The organism is Novosphingobium humi, assembly GCF_028607105.1.
GTDB classification, from domain to species: domain Bacteria; phylum Pseudomonadota; class Alphaproteobacteria; order Sphingomonadales; family Sphingomonadaceae; genus Novosphingobium; species Novosphingobium humi.
Genome location: NZ_CP117417.1, coordinates 2,480,122 through 2,502,424, shown reverse-complemented (window position 1 = coordinate 2,502,424; position 22,303 = coordinate 2,480,122). Strand labels below are relative to the sequence as shown.

The 22,303-nt window shown below is 63.6% G+C and carries 17 protein-coding genes; 11 read left to right on the top strand and 6 right to left on the bottom strand.

Translation table 11 applies throughout. The features are described from left to right. Positions 1-40: 40 nt before the first annotated feature. The 3 genes from PQ457_RS11805 to PQ457_RS11795 form a co-directional block, all read right to left on the bottom strand. A complete protein-coding gene (locus PQ457_RS11805) occupies positions 41-2,959 on the bottom strand; it encodes a TonB-dependent receptor plug domain-containing protein (protein ID WP_273617032.1) in 2,919 nt (972 codons plus the stop codon). Positions 2,960-3,298: 339 nt separating this feature from the next. After that, positions 3,299-5,068 carry a tannase/feruloyl esterase family alpha/beta hydrolase gene (locus PQ457_RS11800; RefSeq protein ID WP_273617031.1) on the bottom strand — a complete coding sequence of 590 codons (1,770 nt, stop codon included), beginning with the start codon at positions 5,066-5,068 and terminating at the stop codon, positions 3,299-3,301. Positions 5,069-5,247: 179 nt separating this feature from the next. Continuing rightward, entirely contained in the window at positions 5,248-6,246 is a 999-nt protein-coding gene (locus PQ457_RS11795; protein ID WP_273617030.1) for a LacI family DNA-binding transcriptional regulator, read from the bottom strand. A 385-nt stretch (positions 6,247-6,631) separates the two neighbouring features. Between PQ457_RS11795 and PQ457_RS11790 the strand changes: the two genes are divergently transcribed. From PQ457_RS11790 to PQ457_RS11770, 5 genes are all read left to right on the top strand, one after another. Then, on the top strand, positions 6,632-7,867 hold the full coding sequence (locus PQ457_RS11790) for an MFS transporter (protein ID WP_273617029.1): 1,236 nt from the start codon (positions 6,632-6,634) through the stop codon (positions 7,865-7,867). Further along, positions 7,860-8,573: an SDR family NAD(P)-dependent oxidoreductase gene (locus PQ457_RS11785; RefSeq protein WP_273617028.1), complete on the top strand. Its 714-nt coding sequence runs from the start codon at positions 7,860-7,862 to the stop codon at positions 8,571-8,573. The genes PQ457_RS11790 and PQ457_RS11785 overlap by 8 nt, the downstream gene beginning before the upstream one ends. Before the next feature lie 65 nt (positions 8,574-8,638). Next, positions 8,639-10,687, top strand: coding sequence for a TonB-dependent receptor (locus PQ457_RS11780; RefSeq protein ID WP_273617027.1), 2,049 nt, complete (start codon positions 8,639-8,641; stop codon positions 10,685-10,687). A gap of 206 nt (positions 10,688-10,893) precedes the next feature. Further along, a complete protein-coding gene (locus PQ457_RS11775) occupies positions 10,894-12,168 on the top strand; it encodes a hypothetical protein (RefSeq protein ID WP_273617026.1) in 1,275 nt (424 codons plus the stop codon). Positions 12,169-12,179: 11 nt separating this feature from the next. Then, positions 12,180-13,895, top strand: coding sequence for a hypothetical protein (locus PQ457_RS11770; RefSeq protein WP_273617025.1), 1,716 nt, complete (start codon positions 12,180-12,182; stop codon positions 13,893-13,895). Positions 13,896-13,977: 82 nt separating this feature from the next. Here the strand turns inward: PQ457_RS11770 and PQ457_RS11765 are convergent, their stop codons facing one another. Both PQ457_RS11765 and PQ457_RS11760 read right to left on the bottom strand, forming a co-directional pair. After that, positions 13,978-14,337 (bottom strand): alkaline phosphatase family protein, encoded by a 360-nt coding sequence (locus tag PQ457_RS11765; protein ID WP_273617024.1) that lies wholly within the window; start codon positions 14,335-14,337, stop codon positions 13,978-13,980. A 125-nt stretch (positions 14,338-14,462) separates the two neighbouring features. Then, a complete protein-coding gene (locus PQ457_RS11760) occupies positions 14,463-15,881 on the bottom strand; it encodes an aldehyde dehydrogenase family protein (RefSeq protein WP_273617023.1) in 1,419 nt (472 codons plus the stop codon). 162 nt (positions 15,882-16,043) lie between these two features. On the opposite strand from PQ457_RS11760, the gene PQ457_RS11755 reads away from it, so the two are divergent. Further along, a complete protein-coding gene (locus tag PQ457_RS11755; RefSeq protein ID WP_273617022.1) occupies positions 16,044-16,475 on the top strand; it encodes a MarR family winged helix-turn-helix transcriptional regulator in 432 nt (143 codons plus the stop codon). Here the strand turns inward: PQ457_RS11755 and PQ457_RS11750 are convergent. Continuing rightward, complete coding sequence (locus PQ457_RS11750) at positions 16,451-16,732, bottom strand: MFS transporter (protein ID WP_273617021.1); 282 nt, start codon at positions 16,730-16,732, stop codon at positions 16,451-16,453. The genes PQ457_RS11755 and PQ457_RS11750 overlap by 25 nt on opposite strands. A 33-nt stretch (positions 16,733-16,765) precedes the next feature. Between PQ457_RS11750 and PQ457_RS11745 the strand changes: the two genes are divergently transcribed. The 5 genes from PQ457_RS11745 to PQ457_RS11725 all read left to right on the top strand — a co-directional run bounded on the left by PQ457_RS11745 (position 16,766) and on the right by PQ457_RS11725 (position 22,262). Then, positions 16,766-17,017, top strand: a complete 252-nt coding sequence (locus PQ457_RS11745) for a hypothetical protein (protein WP_273617020.1) — start codon at positions 16,766-16,768, stop codon at positions 17,015-17,017. A 152-nt stretch (positions 17,018-17,169) separates the two neighbouring features. Continuing rightward, the gene (locus tag PQ457_RS11740) at positions 17,170-18,837 is read left to right on the top strand and encodes a multicopper oxidase domain-containing protein (protein WP_273617019.1); all 1,668 of its coding nucleotides are present in this window, start codon (positions 17,170-17,172) and stop codon (positions 18,835-18,837) included. After that, a complete protein-coding gene (locus PQ457_RS11735; RefSeq protein WP_273617018.1) occupies positions 18,834-19,697 on the top strand; it encodes a copper resistance protein B in 864 nt (287 codons plus the stop codon). Before PQ457_RS11740 ends, PQ457_RS11735 begins: the two co-directional genes overlap by 4 nt. Before the next feature lie 365 nt (positions 19,698-20,062). Beyond that, positions 20,063-21,646: an MBL fold metallo-hydrolase gene (locus tag PQ457_RS11730; RefSeq protein ID WP_273617017.1), complete on the top strand. Its 1,584-nt coding sequence runs from the start codon at positions 20,063-20,065 to the stop codon at positions 21,644-21,646. Between the two features lie 190 nt (positions 21,647-21,836). After that, the gene (locus PQ457_RS11725; protein WP_273617016.1) at positions 21,837-22,262 is read left to right on the top strand and encodes a c-type cytochrome; all 426 of its coding nucleotides are present in this window, start codon (positions 21,837-21,839) and stop codon (positions 22,260-22,262) included. The last annotated feature ends 41 nt before the right edge of the window (positions 22,263-22,303 follow it).

Below are 22,303 nucleotides of genomic sequence, written 5' to 3'. Positions count from 1 at the left end.
CCTGCGGAGCAGGAACGGGTTGCTCCTGCTCCGCATCGGATCAAAGCGTTGCCTTGAAGCCAAGGTAGAAGGAGCGGCGGATCACATCATAGATGCCCATGTTGGTCATCCCCGACGTGCCTTGCACGGCCGGAGGATTGCGGTCGCCCACATTGGTGATGCCCCCGCGCAATTCGAACCGGTCGGTCACTTTCAGCCTGCCGATGATGTCGAAATAGTCATAGGCGGGCGTGCCCGGAACGGTCGTGGCCGGATTGGTGATGGCCGAGGAATCCTTGAAGGACGAGATATGCCGCCAGCGCAGGCCAAGGCTGACCTTGCCGCGATTGGCGATGAATGTGCCCGAATATTTCCATTTGGCATAGGATTGGCCGGTGCTGCTTGGGCCTACGATCGTGCCGGCGGCTTCCTGAAACGGGCTGGTGGGCGATGCCTGGATCTTGAACGTGTCGAGATAGTTCAGCGTGAAATTGACGTCGAACGAACCCGGACCCATTTTCAGCGCCTCGAACGGGATCGACCAGTCAAAGGCCACGTCGATGCCCGCCGTCTTGATCGCGCCGATGTTCAGCAGGGCCTGATAGGAATTGGCGATCTGGCCGGTCGATGTGTTGCGCAGCACGTTCTGGCAATACAGGTTGTTGGCGTCATAGGTCGGGTTCGAACCGTCGGAATTGAAGCATTTGGCCATCGAGGTGGGCACATCGATCGTGGAAATCGCCTGATTGATGTTCATCTGGTAATAGTCGACCGACAGGTTCATCCGGCGAAAGGCCGCCCCGGCAAAGGTGGGCTGGAACACCGCGCCGAATGTATAGGAATCGGCCTTTTCCGGGCGCAGGTTGACATTGCCCTGCGTGGTGGCCGGAATAGCCGCCGCGCCGTTGAAACTGTCCACCAGCGAGGATGGCACGCCCGAGGCGATGCACAGCGAGCGCACAGAGGCCGCATTGGCGCCGGTGCGATAGCTGCTGGTTGCGGTGCAAGGGTCGCCCAGCGTGCCCAGATTGGCCACGCCCGCCGAGGCAGGCAGGAACAGTTCGCCGATGTTGGGCGCGCGCACCGCCTTCTGATAGCCGCCGCGCAGCAGCAGCGGATCGGCAATGCGCCAGTCCGCGCTCAGCTTGTAGGTGCTGACCCCGCCGAACAGGTTGTAATGCGAATAGCGATAGCCGCCGGTAAGGTTCAGCGCCTTGATCAGCGGCAGATCGGCGAGCACCGGCACCAGAACCTCGACCGCGGCTTCTGAAACCTTGGTGCTGCCATGGATGGCGGGAATGCCGTTGACGGCGGCAATATCGCCGATCTGGAGCAGGGGGTCGGGGTTCGAGGTGAAGGTGTTGCTGCGATAATTGCCGCTCAGCGCCACCTTGACCTCGCCTGCGGGCAGTTTGAACAGGCTGCCGGTCAGGTTGGCGGCCAATTCATCCTGACCGATCGAGGTCGTGCTCAGCGTTTTGCGCTGGATGAAGGAGAGGCAGGAGGCCGAGATCGGCGCATTGGAAAAGAGGTTAAGGCCCCCGGTGCACTGACTGGCCCCGCCATCGGCGGCGTTCACCAATTGGCGGATGGCCGAGAGCGAATAGGAGCCGTCATAGGATGTGTCGGTAAAGCTGGTCCGCCCATGCGAACCGTAAAGTTCAAAGTTCCAGTTGATGCCCGGAATAACCCCTTCGGCCCCGGCCACGATCTGATAAGTGTCGGACACATCACGGTAATGGCGCACCCCGCCATCGACGATGCGCTTGGTGATCTCGAAAGTGGCGTTGGGATTGGGGCGGCTTTGCAGCAACGTGCGCAGGTCGGCCGGGATGAAGGGATTGCTCATCGGGATCGTGAAGGAACTGGAGCCTGCCGATGCCAATTGCGGATGGCTGCCCTGCGCCTCGGAAATGCTGCGGGCAAACTGGCCCTGAACGAACAGTTTGAGCGAGGGGCTGACCTCATATTCCGCCCGGCCCAGAAAGGCATAGCGGGTGAGGGGAAGCTGCAGCGTGTTGGTGCACAGCCCGTCATAACGCACCAGCGTGCCCGACTGATACATGCAGGCGGCGTTGTCCGCCCGGTAATTATAGGCATTGGCCGTGTTGTTCACAAACAGCGTGCCGTCGCCGTTGACGCCCTGCTGGACTGTGCGCGCCACCGTGCCCGCCGGGATGCCGTAATTGGCATAGACCCCGTTGACGGCGGCCTGCGAGGGCAGGTTGCTACCCGAAACGACATAGGCGGCATTGGGCAGCGTGGCGTTGTACGAACCCGAGGGCGTGGAGAAGGGCCGGTCACGATAGGTCAGGCCGCCGCGATCCGAATATTCGCCCGCCAGCATGATCGACCCCTTGCCATCGGCGAATTTGGTGCCGGTGATGGCCGAAATCTGTCTGGAGGCCGCATCGCCCCTTTCGCTGATCCCCGATTGCGCATCAATGCGCAGCCCTTCGAAATGGTGATAGAGCTTGAAATTGACCACGCCCGCGATGGCGTCCGAACCATAGGTGGCCGAAGCGCCGCCGGTGATGACCTCCGTGCCCGAAATCGCCGAGGTGGGCAGCGAGTTGATGTCGATGACATTCGAGGCATTGCCCGGTTGCAGCCGCCGCCCATCGAGCAGCACCAGCGTGCGCACCGTCGTCAGCCCGCGCAGGTTGAGCGTGGATTGCCCGATGCCCGCCCCGCCCGAACTGGAATTGGTAAAGCCGCCCGAACCGGGCTGGAACTGGGGCATTTGCAGCAGGGCGGCATCGATCGTGGCCGTGCCGGTGTTTTCGATCATCTGTCGGCTGGTGGTGACGATCGGGCTTTGGGCCACATAGTCGCGCCGGGCGATGCGCGATCCGGTCACGACAATCGCCTCGGCGGCATTGGCCTGTGGCGTATCGCCGGTTTGCGCCCATGCGGTTTGGGGCATCAGCAGCAACCCAAGGCAAAGCGAACTGGCAGACGCCAGAATGGATCCTCTCATGCAGACCTCCATGATCTTGTTTTCTGTTTTCGGTCAGGTCGGGCGGTGCGGACAAATAAGCGGCGCACATTGGCGGGGAAATGGATAACCTGACGCCGAAATTCGTATAGAAGAATTTTCCAAGGATGTGAATTTCAAAGGGGCGCGCTGCCATTCTGATCCGGCATCAATTGATACCGGATAGGGATGGTCGGGGCCTGTGTCCCGCGATAGGAAAACTGTTCAATAACAATTGTTAGTCTCTTGGAAAAAGGGCGCGCGCCCCTGATCCGGTCCCGCTCCGGCCCCAATCCTTTTCATCCAGACGCTGGATGCGGTGCAGTCGGAAAGGATCTCGCCCTAATGCGCCGATCGGCACGTATATTTGGTGCCATCCGCGCCTTCATCCGGCTTTCCGGTGAAATAGGGCCAGGTGCCATAGCGGCACATCGGTTTGGAGGCGATCACGCGTTCAGGCTGCGCCGCGTCATGCAGCGTCAGCATCAGGCCTGCGCCCGGTTTGCGGCCCCGCTCCACCCAATCCTCCAGAACATCGAGCAGGTCGATCCGGCCCGGAATGCCATAGGCCGGCGCGCCCGGCGTGCCCGGATCGATCCCCCCCGACGTATGCGGCAACCCGGTGGCGACATAGGCGGCAAAGAAGGCATCGGTGGTCTTTTGCCCCATCAGGCGCGCCACCGCATCTCGATATTGCAGCGAATTGAACGGCCCCTGTCCGGAATCGGCCAGATCCTCGCGCAGGATCAGCTTGCCGCCTCGGGCATGAAAGGCGCGCAGGTCCGGGTTCGTGGCATCCATGATGCGCGAGACTTCCAGCACCCGCTTCTGAAAATGGCGCGGATCATAGGTCAGCGTGTTGAAGCCTACGTCGCGGGTTATGAAATGGCGCACATAGACGCTGCCCAACTGATACAGGCGGCTGACCGAGGGATCGTCGGGATTGGCGGCGGTGGGCTTTGTCGTGCCCGCCTCCCATTTCGACCATGCGCCGGGCAGGTCTTCGCTGCCGGGGAGATAACCGGCGTAATGGGTTACGCCATTGGCCAGCGGAAAGGGGAAGTCATAGCCGCGATGCGCTGCGCGCAAAACGGCCAACTGCGGATCGGAGAAACAGGCGGGGCCTTCGTCGCGGCCCGTCGGGCAACGATGGCTTTCCAACGCCTTTGCCGCCGGGGCAAGGCGGGCCGTGGGCGCGCCGATCACCTTGTCGGCGATCCCGTCGGCGCCGTCGCATGTGTCGCGCACGATCCGGGCCAACAGGCCCGTCTTGGCGCCCAGCCAGCCATCGGGCACCGCCTGTAGCTGGCCGCCGATATGATTGCTGAAGGTCTGCAATCCGGTCCAGTTCATCACCGGGTCGATGGCGATGATCCCGTCATAATCCATCGGATAGCGCTGGGCCATGGTCATGGCCTCACGCCCGCCTTCCGATCCGCCCAGATAATAGCTGCGCACAGGTTTGCGGCCATAGAACATGACCCCCAGCGCCACGGCGGCATCATGGGTCTTTTTATAGGCCGCATAGCCGAAATTGCGCAGCGCCTCGTCATTGGCGGCAAAGGCATATTGGCGGGCCGAGGCGGCGCGCGGATCATCGCCCGCCGAACCGGCCGAGGCGCCGCTGCCGCGTTGATCGGCGCCCGGCCCGGTGATGGTGATCTGGTGGCCGGAATCGGTGCCTGCCGTCATATAGCCGCGGTTGAGCGGCAATTGCGCATGGATCGGGGCATTGCGGCTGGGCTGGACCCCGGTCTGGAGGAAACCGTTATAGCCGCTGCCGCCAAATTGCAGTTTCTTGCCGTTCCATGGAACCGGCAGATTGACCTGTGAATGGATCAGCGGCGCCTGTGGATCAACGGGCAGGATATCGATCCGCACCTCGCAATAGTCCGGGGTCTGGAAAGTCGCACTGCCGTCCAGCCCTTGCAGCTTGATCTCGCCGGCCTTGTGGAACCGGGCGGCCACCACTTTGGCCCCGGCCGAAGGTTCGCCCAGCCGGGCGGCGGGAATGGAGAGCGCGGCCAGATCCGCGCAGCGCAACGCTGGAGCCTTCGGGGCAGGGGCGGCCATGGCGCCGCCGCCCACGCAAAGGGATACCGTCGCGTGCATGACCGCCCAAAACCTGATGCTCTGGTCTTTACGCATCGCCGTCTCTCCCTGAATTTTGCGTTTTCGCCCTCAGCCTGGCGACTGACGGGGCCGCAGAATTACCCATGGGCGCTGGGGTAAACCAATTCCCAAATGGCATGGTTTCATGCTCATACTGTCGGGTCGCCATCCAAAAGATGCTATGTCTTGCTCCCGCTGGCCCGCACCATCAATTGACCTTTGAGGCGCAGGGTGCCGGTGCATCTTTCACCACCCTCGATCTGGTCTTGCAGCAGGGCCAGTGTCGCTTGGACCATGGCGGCAAGCGGGCTGGCATAGGTGGCCAGTTCAAAAGCGCCCCAGGCGGCAATCGGCGCATCGTCAAACCCGAAAACCGCAACATCACGGCCCGGCGCCAAACCCAGATCCCGCACCGCCTGCAAGGCAGACAGGGCCATGAAGTCGGTCACGCAAAACAGCGATTGCGCCGGTTCGTCGCGCTCCAGCAGGCTGCGCGCGGCGTCATAGGCGCCCTGCGCGGTAAAATGGCCGCATGCGGTCAGCAGCCTTGCCTGCGGATGTTCGGCGACCGCCTGCATAAAACTCTGCGCCCGTTCGACGCCGGCGGAACTCTCGCCAAGTCCGGTAATCAGACCCAGCCGCCGCCGTCCCTGGGCCAGCAGATATTCCGCAACCGCGCGCGCGCCATGGGCATTGTCCGCGCAAACGCCCGCAATCTTGCCTTCCGGGTCGATGTTGTTCAGCATCACGACCGGCACACCCGCCTCGATACATTCACGCGCCACACGGGTGGCCAGGCTGCTTGATGCCAGAATCACCCCGTCCAGCTGATAGCGCAGCAATTCGTCCAGCACCGGGTCCAGATCGGCCTCGCCATGGGTGATGAACAGCACGATGCGATAGCCCGCCGCCGCCGCGCTCTCGTGTAATTGTTCGACCAGCGCGGGATAGAACTGATTGTCCAGACTGGTGATCGCCAGCCCCAGCAGGCGCGAGCGGCTGGTAATCAACGAGCGGGCGCTGGCATTGGGGCGATAGCGCAGGATGCGGGCGGCATCCATGATCCGTTTGCGCGCCTCGTCTGAAACGATCCCGCCGGTAAAGGCGCGCGAAACCGCGGATTTGGAAACGCCCGCAACACGGGCGACATCTGAGCCGGTAGCGCGGCGGCTGCTCACTGAACGGTAATCCCCAACATCACCGGGTTTTACCATGGCTGGGATGGATTGCAAATCCGGTTATCCCATTTCCTGAATAGGCTCCCATTGCCATTTTGGATTTGTTTTTGCCCCAGGATCAAAGGAAATTGGCCGAAATAGATATGGGAGAATGTGAATCAGGATGAGGATGGTGGTTTTCTTTCGCTCTGTTGTGGGAGCGATTGCAGTCCGAGCCATCCCCTTTTCAAGCCCATCCCCGACGGTCTCAAAGCGCTGTTTCGTCCGGTTGCTGCACACGTGATCTCCTCAAGATCCCGAACCGGATGAGCCGGGCGGCGGCCGCGGCATGTGCTTTGCGGTCGCCGCTTTCCGTCCATGCTTTCGCTATTTCCAAGGAATACCCATGACCCACCATCATAAACCGGGCACGATGACAGGCGTCGCCCTGCTTTTGCCCATCACGCTATCGACCATGGCGATTGTCCTGCTGGCGCCGGTTCTGCCCCGGATCATCGCCGAATTTTCGGGCGTTGCCGGCCATGAGTACTGGGTGCCGATGATCCTGACGATCCCGGCGCTTTGCATTGCCCTCTTCTCGACGCTGGCCGGGGCGCTGGGGGACCGTTTCGGGCGTCGGCGGCTGCTCATCGCCTCTTTTGTTGCCTATGCGATCGTGGGGGTGGCGCCGGTTTTCCTGCATGACCTGACCGCAATCCTCATCAGCCGCGTCGGCGTGGGTCTGGCCGAGGCGCTCATCATGGTGCTCTCCACCACGATGATCGGGGATTATTTCCACGGTGCCGCGCGCGACAAATGGCTGGCCGCGCAGACCGCTTTCGCCTCGATGTCGGCCTTGCTGTTTTTCAACATCGGCGGTCAATTGGGCAGCTTTGGCTGGCGCACGCCTTTTTGGGTGTATCTCTCCGCGTTGCTCATGCTCACGCTGGTGCTGCTCTTCACGTGGGAGCCTAAGGGCGACATCGGGCAGGCCGAAGGCAGCGATGACGCAAAGAGCGCCCCGCGCAATGCCGGATGGGCGGGCTTTCCATGGGCGCGCATGGCGGTAATTCTTGGCGTCACCATCTATGGCGCGATTTTCTTCTACACGGTTCAGATTCAGGCGGCGAGCGGTCTGGCGCTGCTGGGCGTGACCGATCCGGCACGGGCCGGTTTCCTGACCTCGATCGCCAGCATCGGCGTTCCGCTGGGCACCTTTGTCTATTCGCGGATCGGCCGTCGTCCGGTGCAACAGCTTCTTTTGCTCGAATTCGGCCTGTTGGCCATCGGGTTCCTGCTGATGGGCCGGGCGCATGGCACACAGGCCTTTGTGCTGGGCTGTTTCGTCAACCAGCTTGGCGCGGGCCTGCTGCTGCCCACCTTGCTGGTATGGGCCATGAGCCTGCTGGCCTTCGAGATCCGCGGGCGCGGGGCGGGCATGTGGCAAAGCGCCTTTGCGCTGGGCCAGTTTCTCAGCCCTGTGGTCGTCACTTTCGCCTCGACACAGACGGGCGGCCTGCAGAACGCCTTTTCGACGCTGTCGGGCGCGGCGCTGGGCGGGCTGGTCGTGGTGCTGGTCGTGGCCCGGCGGATCAGCCGCCCGGACGAAGCGGCCCCTGTTTCGGTGACCTTCCATGGCTGAGCGGCTCGCCAACAAGCTGGCCGTCGTGACGGGCGCGGCCCATGGTATCGGCGCGGGTGTGGCGCAGGCTTTCCGGCGCGAAGGGGCCCATGTCATCGGCGTGGATCTCGACCATGCGGACATGGCCTGCGACCTGACCGACGAGGCGGCCGTGGAGGCTCTGTTCGCCCGGATCGCGGAGCAGCATGGGGCGATCGACATTCTGGTCAATGCCGCTGCCTTTGCCGTGTTCGGCTGGATCGAGGAGTTGAGCTATGCGGATTGGAAAAAGACGCTGGCCAGTGAACTGGACATCGTGTTCCTGCCCACCCGCGCGGCATGGCCCCATCTGAAATCCAGCGGCAGGGCCAGCGTCATCAATTTCGCCAGCGCCAATGCCTATCATGCGCTCGAAGGCTCGCCCGCGCTGGCCCATTGCGCGGGCAAGGGGGGCGTGCTGGCCATGACGCGCCAGTTGGCCATGGAAGGCGCGCCGCACGGCATTCGCGTCAACACGATTTCGCCCGGTTTCATCCGCACCGCCGCGACCGACCGGCATCTGGCGCTGGACCCGGCGCTGAAAGAACAGGTGCTGGCCAAGAACATGGTCAAACTGCTGGGCGAACCGGCCGACATCGCCTTTGGCGCGATCTGGCTGGCCAGCGACGAGGCCCGGTATGTCACGGGCGCCGATATTTCCATCGATGGCGGGGCCACGGCCTGGTGATGCCGGCCCCGGGGATGCCCGGCAAAATATGGCCGGAAAACAGATCAAAAAGAGAGGGAGGATGTATGAAATATTCAGTCCATGCCTGCGGCATATCGATGATGTGCCTCGCCGCGCTGGCCGCGCCTGCAAGGGCGGCGGAAGCCGATGCCGGGAGCGGCAAGAGCGACAAGGCAAGCCTGTCCGAAATCATCGTGACCGCCCAGAAGACGGTTTCCACGCTGCAAAAGACGCCCATCGCCATTTCGGTGGTGAATGGCGATGCTGTTTCCCGCCTTGCGCAGTCCACCGCCGAAGATGTGCTCAAGAATGTGGCGGGCGTGGAGGTGCAGGGGGCCGCGCGCGGACAGGTGATCGCCATTCGCGGCCTTGGCACCGACACGCCGCCGGGCGTGGGGGAAAGCTCGGTCTCGACCAATTTTGACGGTGTCTATTCGATCCGCGCCGAAGCCAATACGCTGGGCTTTTACGATCTGGAGCGTGTCGAGGTCCTGCGCGGTCCGCAATCGACGCTTTATGGCCGCAACGCCACGGGCGGCGTGGTCAACATGATCAGCGCAAACCCGCAATTGGGCAAAACCTCGCTGGCGGTCAGCGCGGGGCTTGGCAATTACGGCCTGCTGCGCGGCGAGGCCGCGATCAATCTGCCCGTGGGCGAGACATTGGCGCTGCGCGTTTCAGGCACCGGCATTACGCGCGACGGCTATCTCAACAATGGCCATTCCGACCAGAAGGGCGCGGGCGTGCGCGCCAAGCTGTTGTGGAAGCCGAGCGAGGATCTCTCGGTCTTGACCGGCTTTGAAGGGGCCTGGCTCAAGGGCCATGGCGGCGGCGGCGTTGAAGTGGCCAATTTTGCCGCGGGCAAATATTACACCACGGCCGATTCCGGCATCGGTGGGCAGGATTATTTCGGTTACAAGCTGTGGAGCCAGATCGACTGGAAAGTCGGCCCCGGCATTGTGACCTTCATCCCGGCCTATCAGAAGGGCAGCGGCCAGAACAATGGCGTCTTTGGCGGACGCGGCACCTATGGCCGCGATCCGGCCAATATCGAGCAGAACAGCGGCGAATTGCGCTATGCCTCGGCGCCGGGGTCCAGTGTGCAGTGGATTGCCGGGCTTTATCACTATGATTACAGCCAATATACCTATTCGCTGGACAATACGACCTATGGCAGCACCGCAGGCTTCAGCTATAATCGCGGCATCTCGAATGCGGTCTTTGGGCAGGTCACCGTGCCGGTGGCCAACGGCTTGCGCCTGATCGGCGGCCTGCGCGAAACATGGGACCAGCGCCGCGCCAAGGGCACCGATGCGGTGGGCAACATCGTGGGCGGCGCTCTGAGCAACAGTTTCTTCGATTATCGCGCCGGGCTGGAATATGACGTGGGCGCCCATTCTCTGGCCTATTTCACCGCGTCCAGCGCTTTCCGTCCCGGCGGCGTCAGCCCGTTTGACGGCAAGACCTTCCTGCCCGAACGGCTCCATGCCTATGAAGCGGGCATCAAGAACCGCTTTTTTGACAACCGCCTGCAATTCAATCTGGGCGGATTCTACTATGATTACAGCAATTATCAGGTGGTTGACTTCTTCATCGGCGCCACCGGGGCCAATCTGGTGTTCTACAATGTCGATGCCAAGAATTATGGTCTGGAACTCGACACGCAGGCGGCCATCACCTCGGCCGATACGCTCAATGCCAGCGTCACCTGGCTTTCCTCCAGGATTGAAGGCGATCTGATCCTGCACCCGGCCGATCCGTTCACGGCGGTCAATTTCCGGGGCCAGCGTCTGCCCCATGCGCCCGAATGGACGATCAAGGGCGGTTATCAGCACCTGTTCGACATGGGCAATAATGGCACGATCACCGCGCGCGGGGATCTGCGTTATGTGTCCAAGCAAATGGTTGCGCCCAACAACACGGCGGGTGCGATCCAGGATGCCTATGCCACGCTCGATGCCTCGCTGGCGTGGAAATCGGCCAACGAGCGCTATGGCGTGACCGCCTATATCAAGAACATAACCGACAAGGCGGTCAAGACCGGCTATTTCGTCGGCTATGTGACGGTGGGGGCGCCGCAGACCTATGGCGTGACCGTTTCGGTCAAATTCTGATCGGCCATGCTTGTGGCCGGGGCGCCCCGCGCGGCGCTCCGGCTTCCCCAAAACCCCTTTCAGACAGGTTCCCATCCATGCCCCCGAAACAGCCCGTCCCGCATCTTGGGGCGCTTGCCTTTGCGCTATGCCCGATGCTTGCTTTTGCCCAACCCGCCCCGCCGCCCGGAGCGGCTCCCGGCGGCCCACCCCCGGCGATGCCGACCATGGCCGCAACACCGTACCGATCCGCTCTGGAGGTGCGCGAGGGCAAGCTGGTGCATCCGCGCCCCGGCGCCGCGCTCGACGGCACCCAGTCGAACGGCTTTGCGCTGTCCAGCACGCGTGCCGGCTATAATGGCGTGATCATCAGCGGCGGACACAGCGCCTTCACGCTGAAAAACGCCAAAATTGATCTGAAGGGCGCGGGGCAGAACGATTTTCTGGCCATCGGCGCGGGCGTTCTGGTTCGCGACAGGGCCTCGGTGGTGATCGATCATGCCGCCATCACCACCGCGGGCGCCGTGGCCTCCGCGCTGGCCGTGGCCGAAGGGGCCACACTGCGGGTGTATGACTCGCGGCTTGTCGCGCATGGCGGCCCGCTGCCCAAGGGTTATGTGCGCCATATCGGGCCGGGCATGATGGAGCCGCCCGCCCCGCTGGGTCTTGACGGCACGGCGCGCACGGTTCTGGCGATGAGCAATGCGCACGCCTATTTCTATCGCACCACGATCGAGGCCGATGGCTGGGGGGCGCTCTCGACCGATGCGGCGGGCAACAGCCTCTATGTCGAGGCCAATGACTGTGTCCTGCGCGTCAAGCGGCGCGGCTATGCCGCCTATGCCGATTTCGGCGCCCATGTCGTGCTCAACCGCACGGTGATGGAAAGCGGCGGTGAAGGGGGCATCATCGCGGGCGAAGCGCGCATCGACATGAACCGCGTGAGCGGCAAGGTGGGCCGCGTCGGGGTGATGATCCATTCGGTGATGGGCAATCCCGCCGAAGTGGCCACGCTCAACCTGATCGACACCACGCTGGAGACCGCAGGTCCGGTGCTGCTGGTCAAAAGCGCCAATGCGGCGATTCTCGTCGAGGGCGGCAGGCTGAGCAGCGCCAGCGGGCAATTGCTGGATCTGCGGAAGAATGACGATGCCAATGCCACCAAAACCGGCGGGGCCAAAGTGCCCGGCGTGGTGCTGACCCTGCGCAAGACCAGCCAGACGGGCGATGTGGCCAGCAGCGATGGCGACCGTAGCCTGACGCTGGCGCTGGAAGGGGCAAAGCTGGACGGCGCGCTGCGCCATGTCGTGTTCAAGGCCGACGCGGCCAGCCATTGGCGCGCCACGGGCCCCTCACAGATCACGCTGGCGCCCGGCGCCGCGCTGTCCGCCATCGATGCGGGCGAGGGCATCACCATCACCGCCAACACTCAGGACAGCAACCTGCCTGACGGCAATCGCAAGCTGCCTTCGGGCGGCACGCTTATCATCACCCATCTTTGAAAGGCCAGACAATGCGCAAACACACGAAAATCGGCGGCCTGCTGGGCGCCTCGCTGCTGGCCATGGCGGCCCCGCTTCATGCCGAAACGGCCCCCGCCGTGGTCGCGGCCACCACCAGCTTTGGCGATCTGACCATTGAACCGGGCCAGATCCCGGCTGCGCCTGCGGGCAAATTGCTCACTCTGACCGTTGACGGCGTGGAGCAGGCGATCATCCCCGGCCATTACACCGGCAAGGTCGTCCTGAGCGTGACGGACGACATTCCGGTCAATTATCACAAGGTGATGGAGCATCATTTCCGCGCCGCCGCCTTTGTCGAGGATGGCGCGCTGGTTCCGACCAAATCGGTGCAGGCCGCGCTTTCGCCCTCTACCGTGATCGGTCAGGGCGTGTTGGCCAATGCGCGCATCACCTCGCAGGGGGAAAAGTTCAACGGCATCGTGGTGACCGGCAAGGGCGCCTATCGCATCGACCATCCGGTGATTGACCTTGTCGGCAATGGCGGCAATGATTTTGCCGGTTTCGGCGCGGCGATCACCGCCATGGGCGAGGCCGATCTGACCATTGACCGCCCGGTGATCCGCACGCATGGCGCCATCCGCCCCGCCATCTTTGTGGGCGGCCGGGCCACGGTCCATGTCAATGACGCGGAAATCGAGGTGTTGAACGGCACGTTGCCCGCCAATTACAAATTCACCGTCGATATGGGTAAGATGATGGAAGTGCCCTGGATGCTGGGCCTTTCGGGCAATGTGCGCGCCACCAATCTGGTCGATTACGGCACGGTCTATTACAACCGATCGCATATCCGCGCGCAAGGCTGGGGCGCGGTCTCCACCGATGACAGCATCCGCGTGCGCATGTATGTCAACGACAGCCTGATCGAAGCGGTCGAAAGCGGCTATGGCTGCTATTCCATCGGCGACAGTATCGACAGTTTCACCCATTCGATCATCCGCGCCGCCGACATCGGCTGCATCATGGCCGCACAGGGCAGCATTCATTTCAGCGAGGGCACGCAGGTTGAGGCCGGGCGTCTGGGCGTGATGATGCATTCGGGCGCGGGCGGCGGCACGCTGACGATCGACAAGGGCAGCCTGCTGCGCGCCGGGGAAACCGCCATTCAGGTCAAGGGCATCGGCACGACCATTGTCGTCGATGGCGCAAAGGTGCAGGCGGGCAATGGCATCATCCTGCAATCCATGGACAATGACGATCCTTTCATGAAGGCGATGATGAACGGCCAGATCCCCGAAGGCATGGACGCCCCGCCCCCCGGCGTGGCCGATGCGGGCGACAAAAAGGGCCCCACGACCAATCCGGATGTGGCGGCGACCTTTCGCAACACTTCGCTGGCCGGAGACTTCTACAATGCGCGGCCAAAGGACAGCGCCCTCATTCTGGACTTTGAAAATGCCGAGGTCAGGGGGCGGATCTCTTCCTCCACGGTTGCCCCGGCGCAAGGCCGCGAGCCAACCCGCGCAACTTACACAGAGATCGGGCACGTTATCAACACAGCCGGCTTCGTGGCTGGGAGCAAGGGCGTCAAGGTGACGCTTGGCGCCGGATCGCGCTGGATTGTGACCGGACGTTCCTATCTGGGCGCGCTGGACATCGCAGCCGGCGCAAGGCTGGAATCGGCCGAGGGCAAGCTGATCATGACGGTCAACGGAAAGGCCGTGGCGGTCAAACCCGGCAGCTATAGGGGGATGATCGTTCTTAATTGAGATGCCCCGAAACGGGCGCAGGCATGGCCTTGTTCCACGTCTTACAGGTTGCCCGGCAAATCGTGCGGTTTGCCGGGCAACATCACGGCCTTGGTGCAAGAATGCTGGCCGCCCCGTCGAAATCGGCCTTCAGTTCGGCCAGCTTGGCCGGATATTTCGCGGCCACATTCTCGGTCTGCGACGGGTCCTTGTTCAGGTCATAGAGTTCCCAGTTCAACGTGTTGGGGTTGGTCTTGTTCGCCCCCCACGGGTCCCACGGGACATCGGTGCTCGCCATCCAGCCGTCCTTGTAATAGGCGCGGCTGCCCAGCATCTCGAAATATTGCTCGCGGTGGCGGCTGGGGGACTTGGGCTGAACGAACGTATAGGCCATCGAATTGCCGTCCAGCGGCAATTGCTGCACGCCGTCCACTTGCGCAGGTGGCTGGATGCCGCTGCGCATGCCGTCCAGCCACCGCTATATGGTTCTGGCCCGCCATTTCACCGATCCGGGCGTTCTGCGGTCCATTGCCTTTCTGCGCAAGACCGTCAGAACGCTCGGCGGTTAGGCCATCAGCCCGTTGCGCCTCAATCCAGCGCCAGTTCGACCGCATTGATGATATGGGCCTGCGTGTATTCATGCAGCCCCGCCTGACCCAGTTCGGCGCCAAGGCCGGATTTCTTCGATCCGCGGAAGGGCAGCGTGGCGTCGATGGCAAGGTGCTGGTTCACCCAGACCGTGCCCGCATCGACGCGGCGGGCAATGTCCATCGCGGCCTGCGTGTCGCGGCTCCACACCGTGCCCGCAAGGCCATATTCGGAATCATTGGCGCGGGCGACCACATCGTCCACCTCGGAGAACTTGAGCACGGGCAGCACCGGCCCGAACTGTTCCTCGCGCACCAGCGGCGCATCATCGGGCAGATCGGCAATGATCGTGGGCGGAATGAAATAGCCCGGACGGTCGGGCAATTGGCCGCCCGCCAAAACGCGCCCCTGCGCCACGGCATCCTCCAGCAGGCCCTTGACCTTTTCATATTGCATCCGGTTCTGCACCGGGCCGATGGTCACGCCCTGCTTGGTGCCGTCATCCACCACGGCGGCCTGGGCCAGCTTGGCGATGGAGGCGCAGAATTCCTCATAGATCGATTCATGGACATAGGCCCGCTTGATCGCCACGCAGATCTGGCCGGCGTTCATCATCGCGCCCTGAAACACCTTGGCGGCGGCCACATCGGGCGGCACATCGCCCATCACGATGGCCGCGTCATTGCCGCCCAGTTCGAGCGTCACGCGCTTGATGCCATCGGCGGCCGAAGCCATCACCTTGCTGCCGGTGCCGGTCGATCCGGTAAAGGCGATCTTGGCGATATCGGGATGCGAGGTCAGCGCGCTGCCCAGCTCGTTCTGGTCGCAGATCACGTTGAACACCCCGGCGGGCAGGATGTCGGCGGCCAGTTCGGCAAAGAGCAGGGTGGTGAGCGGCGTGGTGGGCGCGGGCTTGGCCACCATGCAATTGCCGGTGACCAGACAGGGGCCCAGCTTGTTCATCAGCAGGATGACGGGGAAATTCCAGGGCGTGATCGCCGCCACCACGCCCAGCGGGGTGCGATGCTCGATCACGGTGTTGCCGCCATCCTGACGCATGATCTTTTCGGGCGCGCGCATGTCGGCAAAGGCACGCAGGACAAAGGTCGAGCCGATGATCTCATATTCGGCCTGATGCAGGGGCTTGCCCTGTTCGGCGGTCAACAGGCGGGCGAATTCATCCTTGCGCTCCATCAGCGCATCGGCCAGCCGCAGGACATAGGCCGCACGATCCTCATAGCTGCGCGCCGACCATGCCGGAAAGGCCGCCTTGGCCGCGGCCACCGCCTCGTCAAGCTGGGCGCGGTCGGCCTTGGGGCAGACGGCGACCACTTCCTCGGTGGCGGGATTGAGCACGTCGAATGTGGCGGCGCCCGCGACCTGTCGGCCGTTGATCAGAAGTTTGAAGGTCTTGTCCATGGGGTCTCTCCATTGCCCGCTTTTTGATTCTGCGCCCCGCGCGGAGCGATTGTGCGGCTGACCGGGATAATGTATGCTAAGGATACAATTGGCGCAATGGGTGATCTTTGGGGGCGATCTTGGCCCAAGGGATGCGTTGGGGCGCGAAAGGTCGGGAACGGGATGCAGGATCTGGAAAATTCATTCGGCTATCAACTGCGCCTGCTGCATCTGGAGGCGGATCGCCGCGCCCGTCTGGCGCTGGAGGCCTTTGGCATGACGCCCGCGCGGGTCACGGCGCTGCTGGTGATTGCCGCGCATACGGGTTGCACGCAAACGGCGCTGGGCGAAGCGCTCTCGATCAACCGGGCCAGCGCGATGAAAATGGTCAATGCGCTTGAAGCCCTTGGGCTTGTCTCGCGCGAGCCTGCCGCCGATCCGCGCGCCCATGCCCTGACCCTGACGGCGGCGGGGAGTGAAGTGCTGGATGCCATGCTTGACGCGCTGCGCAGGGCCGATGAGGAGATGCTGGCCCCGCTCGACCCGCAAGCGCAGCGTGAACTGTTCGCCACCATTCGCCTGTTGGCGGTTCAGGCGGGCAGGGGGGCGGGCTGATTTTCCTCCCGCCTTTGGCCGAAATGCGCAATGGCCAGAACCCACAGCAGGCACAGGCCCACCCCCAGCATCGTGCCGCTCAGAAACGAGCCGACGCCGCTGTCCACGCCCAGCAGCCATCCCCCGGCCAAAGGCCCGGCAATCGCCCCGATGCGCGTCACCGCGATCAACACGCCGATATAGCTGGAGAGCAGGCGCTGCGGATAGAAGATCACCCCAAACAGCGTGATGGCCACATGCGCGCCTGATACGCCCATGCCCAGCGCGGGCTTTGCGATCAGGCGCTGGCGATGATCGGCGCAAGGGCGGAGAAGATCCTGATGGAGACCGATGCCCTGCCGTTGCTGTTCAACAATGTGCGGCGCGGGCCGGCATGGGTCTGCCTGTTCGAGGACACAGTGGACGAGGAGGCGCAAGGTCTGGTCAGGCTTGACTTGCTTTGCCCCATTCCTCCCATCGGCATTCGGGTGCTGACCAGACCATCGGCCCGGCACGCCCCCAATATCCGGGCGCTGCGCGACAGCCTGCTGGGCGGTGGCTGAGAACGGAACGGGGGTTGCGCGCAGGCCCGGCGCCATGCGGACGGCGCGGGATAGGGCAGATCGCGGCGGGAAAAAAATATCGCTCCATGCGAGGGGCGGGGCCAAAGGCTGCGTATGAAGGGTAAATCCCTTTGCGCAGGAATGATCCGCCGATGCCCGCTATCCAGTTTCACCGCCGACAGTTGTTGCAGGGCGCCGCCGCTCTGACCACGCTCTGGGCCGGTTTTGCCTCCACGGCGCATGCGGCGTCCATGCCGGGCGCGCGCGAACTGGCGGGTGAGGAGATCACCCTGACCATTGGCCAGACGATCATTCAGGTCGATGGCCGCCCCGCGCGCGCGGTGGCGATCAACGGCGGCGTCCCCGGTCCGACCCTGCGCCTGCGTCAGGGGCAGAAGCTGCGCATCACGGTCATCAACGAACTGAACGAGGACAGCTCGATCCACTGGCACGGGCTGGAATTGCCGTTTCAGATGGACGGCGTGCCGGGCGTGTCTTTTCCGGGCATCCCGGCGCTGGGCCGCTTCACCTATGAATTCACCATTACCCAGCACGGCACCTATTGGTATCACAGCCATTCGGGGCTTCAGGAGATGATGGGCTGCTATGGCTCGATTGTGATCGAACCTGCACAGGCCGATCCCGCGCCCCCCGCGCATGATCACGTCATGGTCCTGTCCGACCACAGCTATGTTCATCCGGCCGGCATCCTGCGCAAGCTGAAGGTCGATCCGGGCCATTATGCGCGCTATCCGCAAACGCTGGCCGGATTGATCGCAGGCAAGGATCAGCCGCTGAAGACCCGCCTTGAATTTGCCAGGATGCGGATGGACCCGGCCGATATTTCCGACGTGACGGGCAAGGTGTTCCGATACCTCATCAACGGGCGCGGCATGGCCGATAATTTCACCGCCCCGATCACGCCCGGCGCGCCCACCCGCCTGCGCTTCATCAATGCGGGCAGCATGACGTTTTTCAACGTCCGCATCCCCGATCTGGCGATGAAGGTGATCGCCGCCGATGGCCAGCCCATCGTGCCGGTGGAGGTCGATGAATTCCAGATGGGGCCGGGCGAGACCTATGACGTGCTCATCACCCCGCAGGATCGCGCCTATACGGTGGCCGCCGAGGCGATGGACCGTTCGGGCATGGCGCGGGCCACGCTGACCCCGCGCCCGGGCCTCGCCGCGCCCGTGCCGCCTCTGCGCGCGCCGGTTCGGCTGACCATGCGCGACATGGGGATGGACATGGACATGTCGCATGGTGGGGGCGGCATGGACATGTCGATGCGCAGTCAGGCCAATGCGCCCGATGTCAAATTGGGGCCGGGGGTGGATATGATCGCGCCCATGCCGGTGGACCGCACCGGTGATCCGGGGCTGGGTCTGGATAAAATCGGCCACCGCGTGCTGACCTATCGCGATCTGGTCGCGCCCGAGCAGAACCCCGACCCCCGCGCCCCCCAGCGCGAGATCGAGATGCATCTGACCGGATCGATGGATCGCTATCTCTGGTCCTTTGACGGCGTGACGATGAGCGAGGCGCATCATCCGGTCACATGGACGACCGGCGAGCGGCTGCGCATCACGCTGATCAACGACACGATGATGGGCCATCCGATCCATCTGCACGGCCATATTTTCGAACTGGTGACCGGCCATGGCGACCGTTCCCCGCGCAAACATACCGTCATTGTCCAGCCCGGAGGAAAGGTGAGCTTCGACGTGACCGCGATCGAGGGCGACTGGCCGATGCATTGCCATCTGTTCCTGCATATGGCGATGGGGATGATGCGCGTGGTCAAGGTGCGGGGGGCATGAAGATGCGGTATTTTCTGAGCCTCGCGCTCGCGCTTTCCGCCATGCCCCTGTTTGCAACTGGCCTGCACGCGCAGGAGACCGGCACCGACCAAAGCCCCGGCAGCGCGCCTGCGCCCGCGCCCGCGCATGACCGGCTGGCCGACCGCTATTACGACCCCGCCGCCATGGCGCGGGCCGAAGCGGTGATGATGAACGGGCATGGCAACCTGACCTACAGCCAGATCCGCGCCGATCTGGCCGAAGTGCGCGTGACCGGAGCGGACAAGGGCTATCATTTCGAGGGCGAGGCATGGACGGGCAACGTCAACCGCTTCGTCGTCGCCACGCGCGGCGAGGGGGATTTCGGCAGTAGCGGGGACAGGGGCGCCGAAAAGGGCCGCTTCAAGGAGGGCGAGGTGCAGGCGCTTTATGCCCGCGCGCTCGGCCCATGGTGGAACCTGCGCGGGGGGGTGCGTCAGGATTTCGGCCCCGGACCCCAGCGCACCCATGCGATGCTGGCCATCGACGGCCTCTCGCCTTATCGCTTCGACATTCAGGGCGCACTGTTCCTCTCGCAGCGCGGCGAACTGACGGGCCGCATCGAGGCCGCCGTCGATGAACGCATCACCCGCCGCCTCGTCCTCCAGCCGCGCGGCGAAGTGAACTTTTCGGTGCAGGATCAGCGCGACCGCGAACTGGGCAGCGGGCTGACCAGCATCGAAGTCGGTGCGCGGTTGCGCTATGAATTCACACGCCAATTCGCGCCCTATGTCGGCGTGCTGTGGACCTCATCCCTTGGCCGCACCGCCGATTATGTTCGCGCCGAGGGGAAATCGGCATCGTCTGCTGGTGTGGTGTTGGGGATAAAGGTCTGGTTGTGATGGGATAGGGAGTTTTGCCTCCGGCGGGCAAAGGGCGGGGGCCCTTTGCAATCCCGATACTGTCCGTGTTGCGCCATGGGTTCGACGTTGGGGGAGGTGGCCGCGCCGCAGGCTATTAAACCGCTTCGCGGAAAAGCGCGTTCTGCCCGGTAAAGCACCACCCCATAATGGGATTGCAAAGGGACCGAGTCCCTTTGCCCGCCGGAGGCACCTTTCCCTCAATATCGCTATAACTCCACATTACGACAGAGGCCCGACTTTAGATCCAGCGCAAAGACATCGCCTTAGATCTGCCGCCACATCCCGGCTTGCCGGGCGCGTCCCTCGCGCCTAACCTTTTGGCAAAACATAACCGAGGATGACATATGACAGCGCAGCCCCCGCTTTCGATCACCTTTCACGGCGCGGCCCAGACCGTGACCGGCTCCTGCATGGAACTGGCGCGTGGAGAGGGGGGCAAGCACATCCTTGTCGATTGCGGGCTGTTTCAGGGCAGCCGGACGCTCGAAACGCTTAACCACGGGCAATTGGGTTTTGATCCTTCCGATATTGCCGCCGTGGTGCTGACCCATGCGCATATCGACCATTGCGGACTGTTGCCCCGGCTGATGGCGATGGGGTGGCAGGGGCCGATCTGGTGCACGCGGCCCACGGCCGACCTGCTCGAATATATGCTGGCCGATGCCGGGCGCATTCAGGAAGGCGACGCCACCCGCCGCAACCGCCGCCCCGACCGGCGCGGCGCGGCCCATTTCGAACCGCTCTATACCGAGCGCGACGGGTTGGCGGCATGGCGCGCGGCGCGGCCTGTGCCTTTGGACACATGGTTTGAACCGGCCCCCGGTTTTCGCGCCCGCCTGTGGCCTGCGGGGCATATTCTGGGCAGCGCCTCGGCCGAAATCGAGGCGGCGGGCGTACGCCTGCTCTGTTCGGGCGATATCGGCCCGGAAAACAAGGAATTGCAGCCCGATGCGCAAGGGCCTTGCGATCTTGATTATGTGGTCTGCGAAAGCACCTATGGCAATCGCACGCGCGACCATATCACCATCGCCCAGCGCCGCGATGCGCTGGAGGCGGAAATCAAGGCGGCTCTGGTGCGCGGCGGCAATCTGGTGATCCCGGTCTTTGCGCTGGAGCGCACGCAGGAACTGCTGATCGACATCATCCATCTGGCGCAGGCCAACCGCATTCCCGGCGTGCCGGTCTTTGTCGACAGCCCGCTGGCCAGCCGTGCCACCCGCGTCTTTGCCGCCCATGCTGATGAACTCGAAGACCTCGACGGCATCGACATCGCCCGCCACCCCTCGGTCCATTATGTCGAGGACCCGGCCGATTCGATGCGCTTGAACACGATTTCGGGGGCGATCATCATGGCGGCCAGCGGCATGTGCGAGGCGGGGCGCATCCGCCACCATCTCAAACACAATCTGTGCCGCCGCGAATCCACGGTGCTGTTCGTGGGCTTTCAGGCGGCCGGATCGCTGGGCCGGGTCATTTTGGAAGGCGCGCCGCGCGTGCGCATTTCGGGCAATGAGGTGTCGGTCCATGCCCGCATCCGCCGCATCGACACCTATTCGGCCCATGCCGACCAGAGCGAATTGGCCGCATGGATCCGCGCGCGCAAGCCCGTCTGGGGCAGCCTGATCCTCTCGCATGGCGAGCCGGAAGGGATCGAGGCGCTGGCCGCGCTGATGCAGCAGGAGGATGCGGGCCTTTCGATCATCCGCCCGGCGCTGGGCGAAACCTATGGGCTGGCGCCCGGCGCCCCGGCCAAACGGCTGACCACCGGGCGCACCGATATTCAGCAGGCGATGGGCCATGACTGGCAGAATGACTATGCCGCCTTTGCCGCCACGCTGAAGGATGAACTGAGCCATATCAAGGGGCAGGCCGAGCGCCAGCGGGCGATCGAGGCCATGCGGCTGGTGCTGTCGCAGGCCCAAGGTTAGGCCCTAATCAACATGGACGGGCCGCTTATTGCCATACGCAATAAGCGGCATAGGAGGCGGCGCGGAAAATGGCACATTCGCGGCCATGGGCGCTTGGAAACAGGATGGGGCGGCGGGGGCCGCGAATGATGACGCTGTAAACAGGGCGTCGGGGGCAACAAAACGCCGTCGGACGAAAATCCGGGGGCTTTTGGCGCTGGCGGCATGTCTGCCGCTGGGCGTGGCGGGCTTTGCCCCGGCGGGCGCGCAGGATACCGCGGGCGGCACCACCAATGTCCAGATCTCGACCGAGGGCAGGCAGGTTTACGAGGAAATCTGTCAGGCCTGCCATATGGCCGACGCCAAGGGTGGGGGCGGCGCGGGCGCCGCGATCCCGGCGCTGGCGGGCAATCCCAAACTGGCGGACAAGGATTATGCCATCACGCTGCTGCTGAAAGGACGCGGCGGGATGCCGTGGTTCACCGAGATCCTGACGCCTGAACAGATGGCGGCTGTCGTCAATTACGTGCGCGGCCATTTCAACGATTACCACGACATCGTGACCGTTGCCGATGTGAAGCGTGTGGCCACCGGCCCTGCGCCCAAGCGCGACTGTCTCAACGCCTGCGGGCAATAATCCGGCGGCCCAGGCGCCTGCCATTTTCGCACAAAGAGGAC

Coding starts and splice junctions, on each gene's coding strand:
- PQ457_RS11805 (WP_273617032.1), bottom strand. CDS start 2,959: ATGAGAGGATCCATTCTGGCGTCTGCCAGTTCGCTTTGCCTTGGGTTG.
- PQ457_RS11755 (WP_273617022.1), top strand. CDS start 16,044: ATGCAGGATCTGGAAAATTCATTCGGCTATCAACTGCGCCTGCTGCAT.
- PQ457_RS11740 (WP_273617019.1), top strand. CDS start 17,170: ATGCCCGCTATCCAGTTTCACCGCCGACAGTTGTTGCAGGGCGCCGCC.
- PQ457_RS11730 (WP_273617017.1), top strand. CDS start 20,063: ATGACAGCGCAGCCCCCGCTTTCGATCACCTTTCACGGCGCGGCCCAG.
- PQ457_RS11790 (WP_273617029.1), top strand. CDS start 6,632: ATGACCCACCATCATAAACCGGGCACGATGACAGGCGTCGCCCTGCTT.
- PQ457_RS11780 (WP_273617027.1), top strand. CDS start 8,639: ATGAAATATTCAGTCCATGCCTGCGGCATATCGATGATGTGCCTCGCC.
- PQ457_RS11775 (WP_273617026.1), top strand. CDS start 10,894: ATGGCCGCAACACCGTACCGATCCGCTCTGGAGGTGCGCGAGGGCAAG.
- PQ457_RS11745 (WP_273617020.1), top strand. CDS start 16,766: ATGATCGGCGCAAGGGCGGAGAAGATCCTGATGGAGACCGATGCCCTG.
- PQ457_RS11735 (WP_273617018.1), top strand. CDS start 18,834: ATGAAGATGCGGTATTTTCTGAGCCTCGCGCTCGCGCTTTCCGCCATG.
- PQ457_RS11800 (WP_273617031.1), bottom strand. CDS start 5,068: ATGCACGCGACGGTATCCCTTTGCGTGGGCGGCGGCGCCATGGCCGCC.
- PQ457_RS11770 (WP_273617025.1), top strand. CDS start 12,180: ATGCGCAAACACACGAAAATCGGCGGCCTGCTGGGCGCCTCGCTGCTG.
- PQ457_RS11750 (WP_273617021.1), bottom strand. CDS start 16,732: ATGGGCGTATCAGGCGCGCATGTGGCCATCACGCTGTTTGGGGTGATC.
- PQ457_RS11765 (WP_273617024.1), bottom strand. CDS start 14,337: ATGCGCAGCGGCATCCAGCCACCTGCGCAAGTGGACGGCGTGCAGCAA.
- PQ457_RS11760 (WP_273617023.1), bottom strand. CDS start 15,881: ATGGACAAGACCTTCAAACTTCTGATCAACGGCCGACAGGTCGCGGGC.
- PQ457_RS11785 (WP_273617028.1), top strand. CDS start 7,860: ATGGCTGAGCGGCTCGCCAACAAGCTGGCCGTCGTGACGGGCGCGGCC.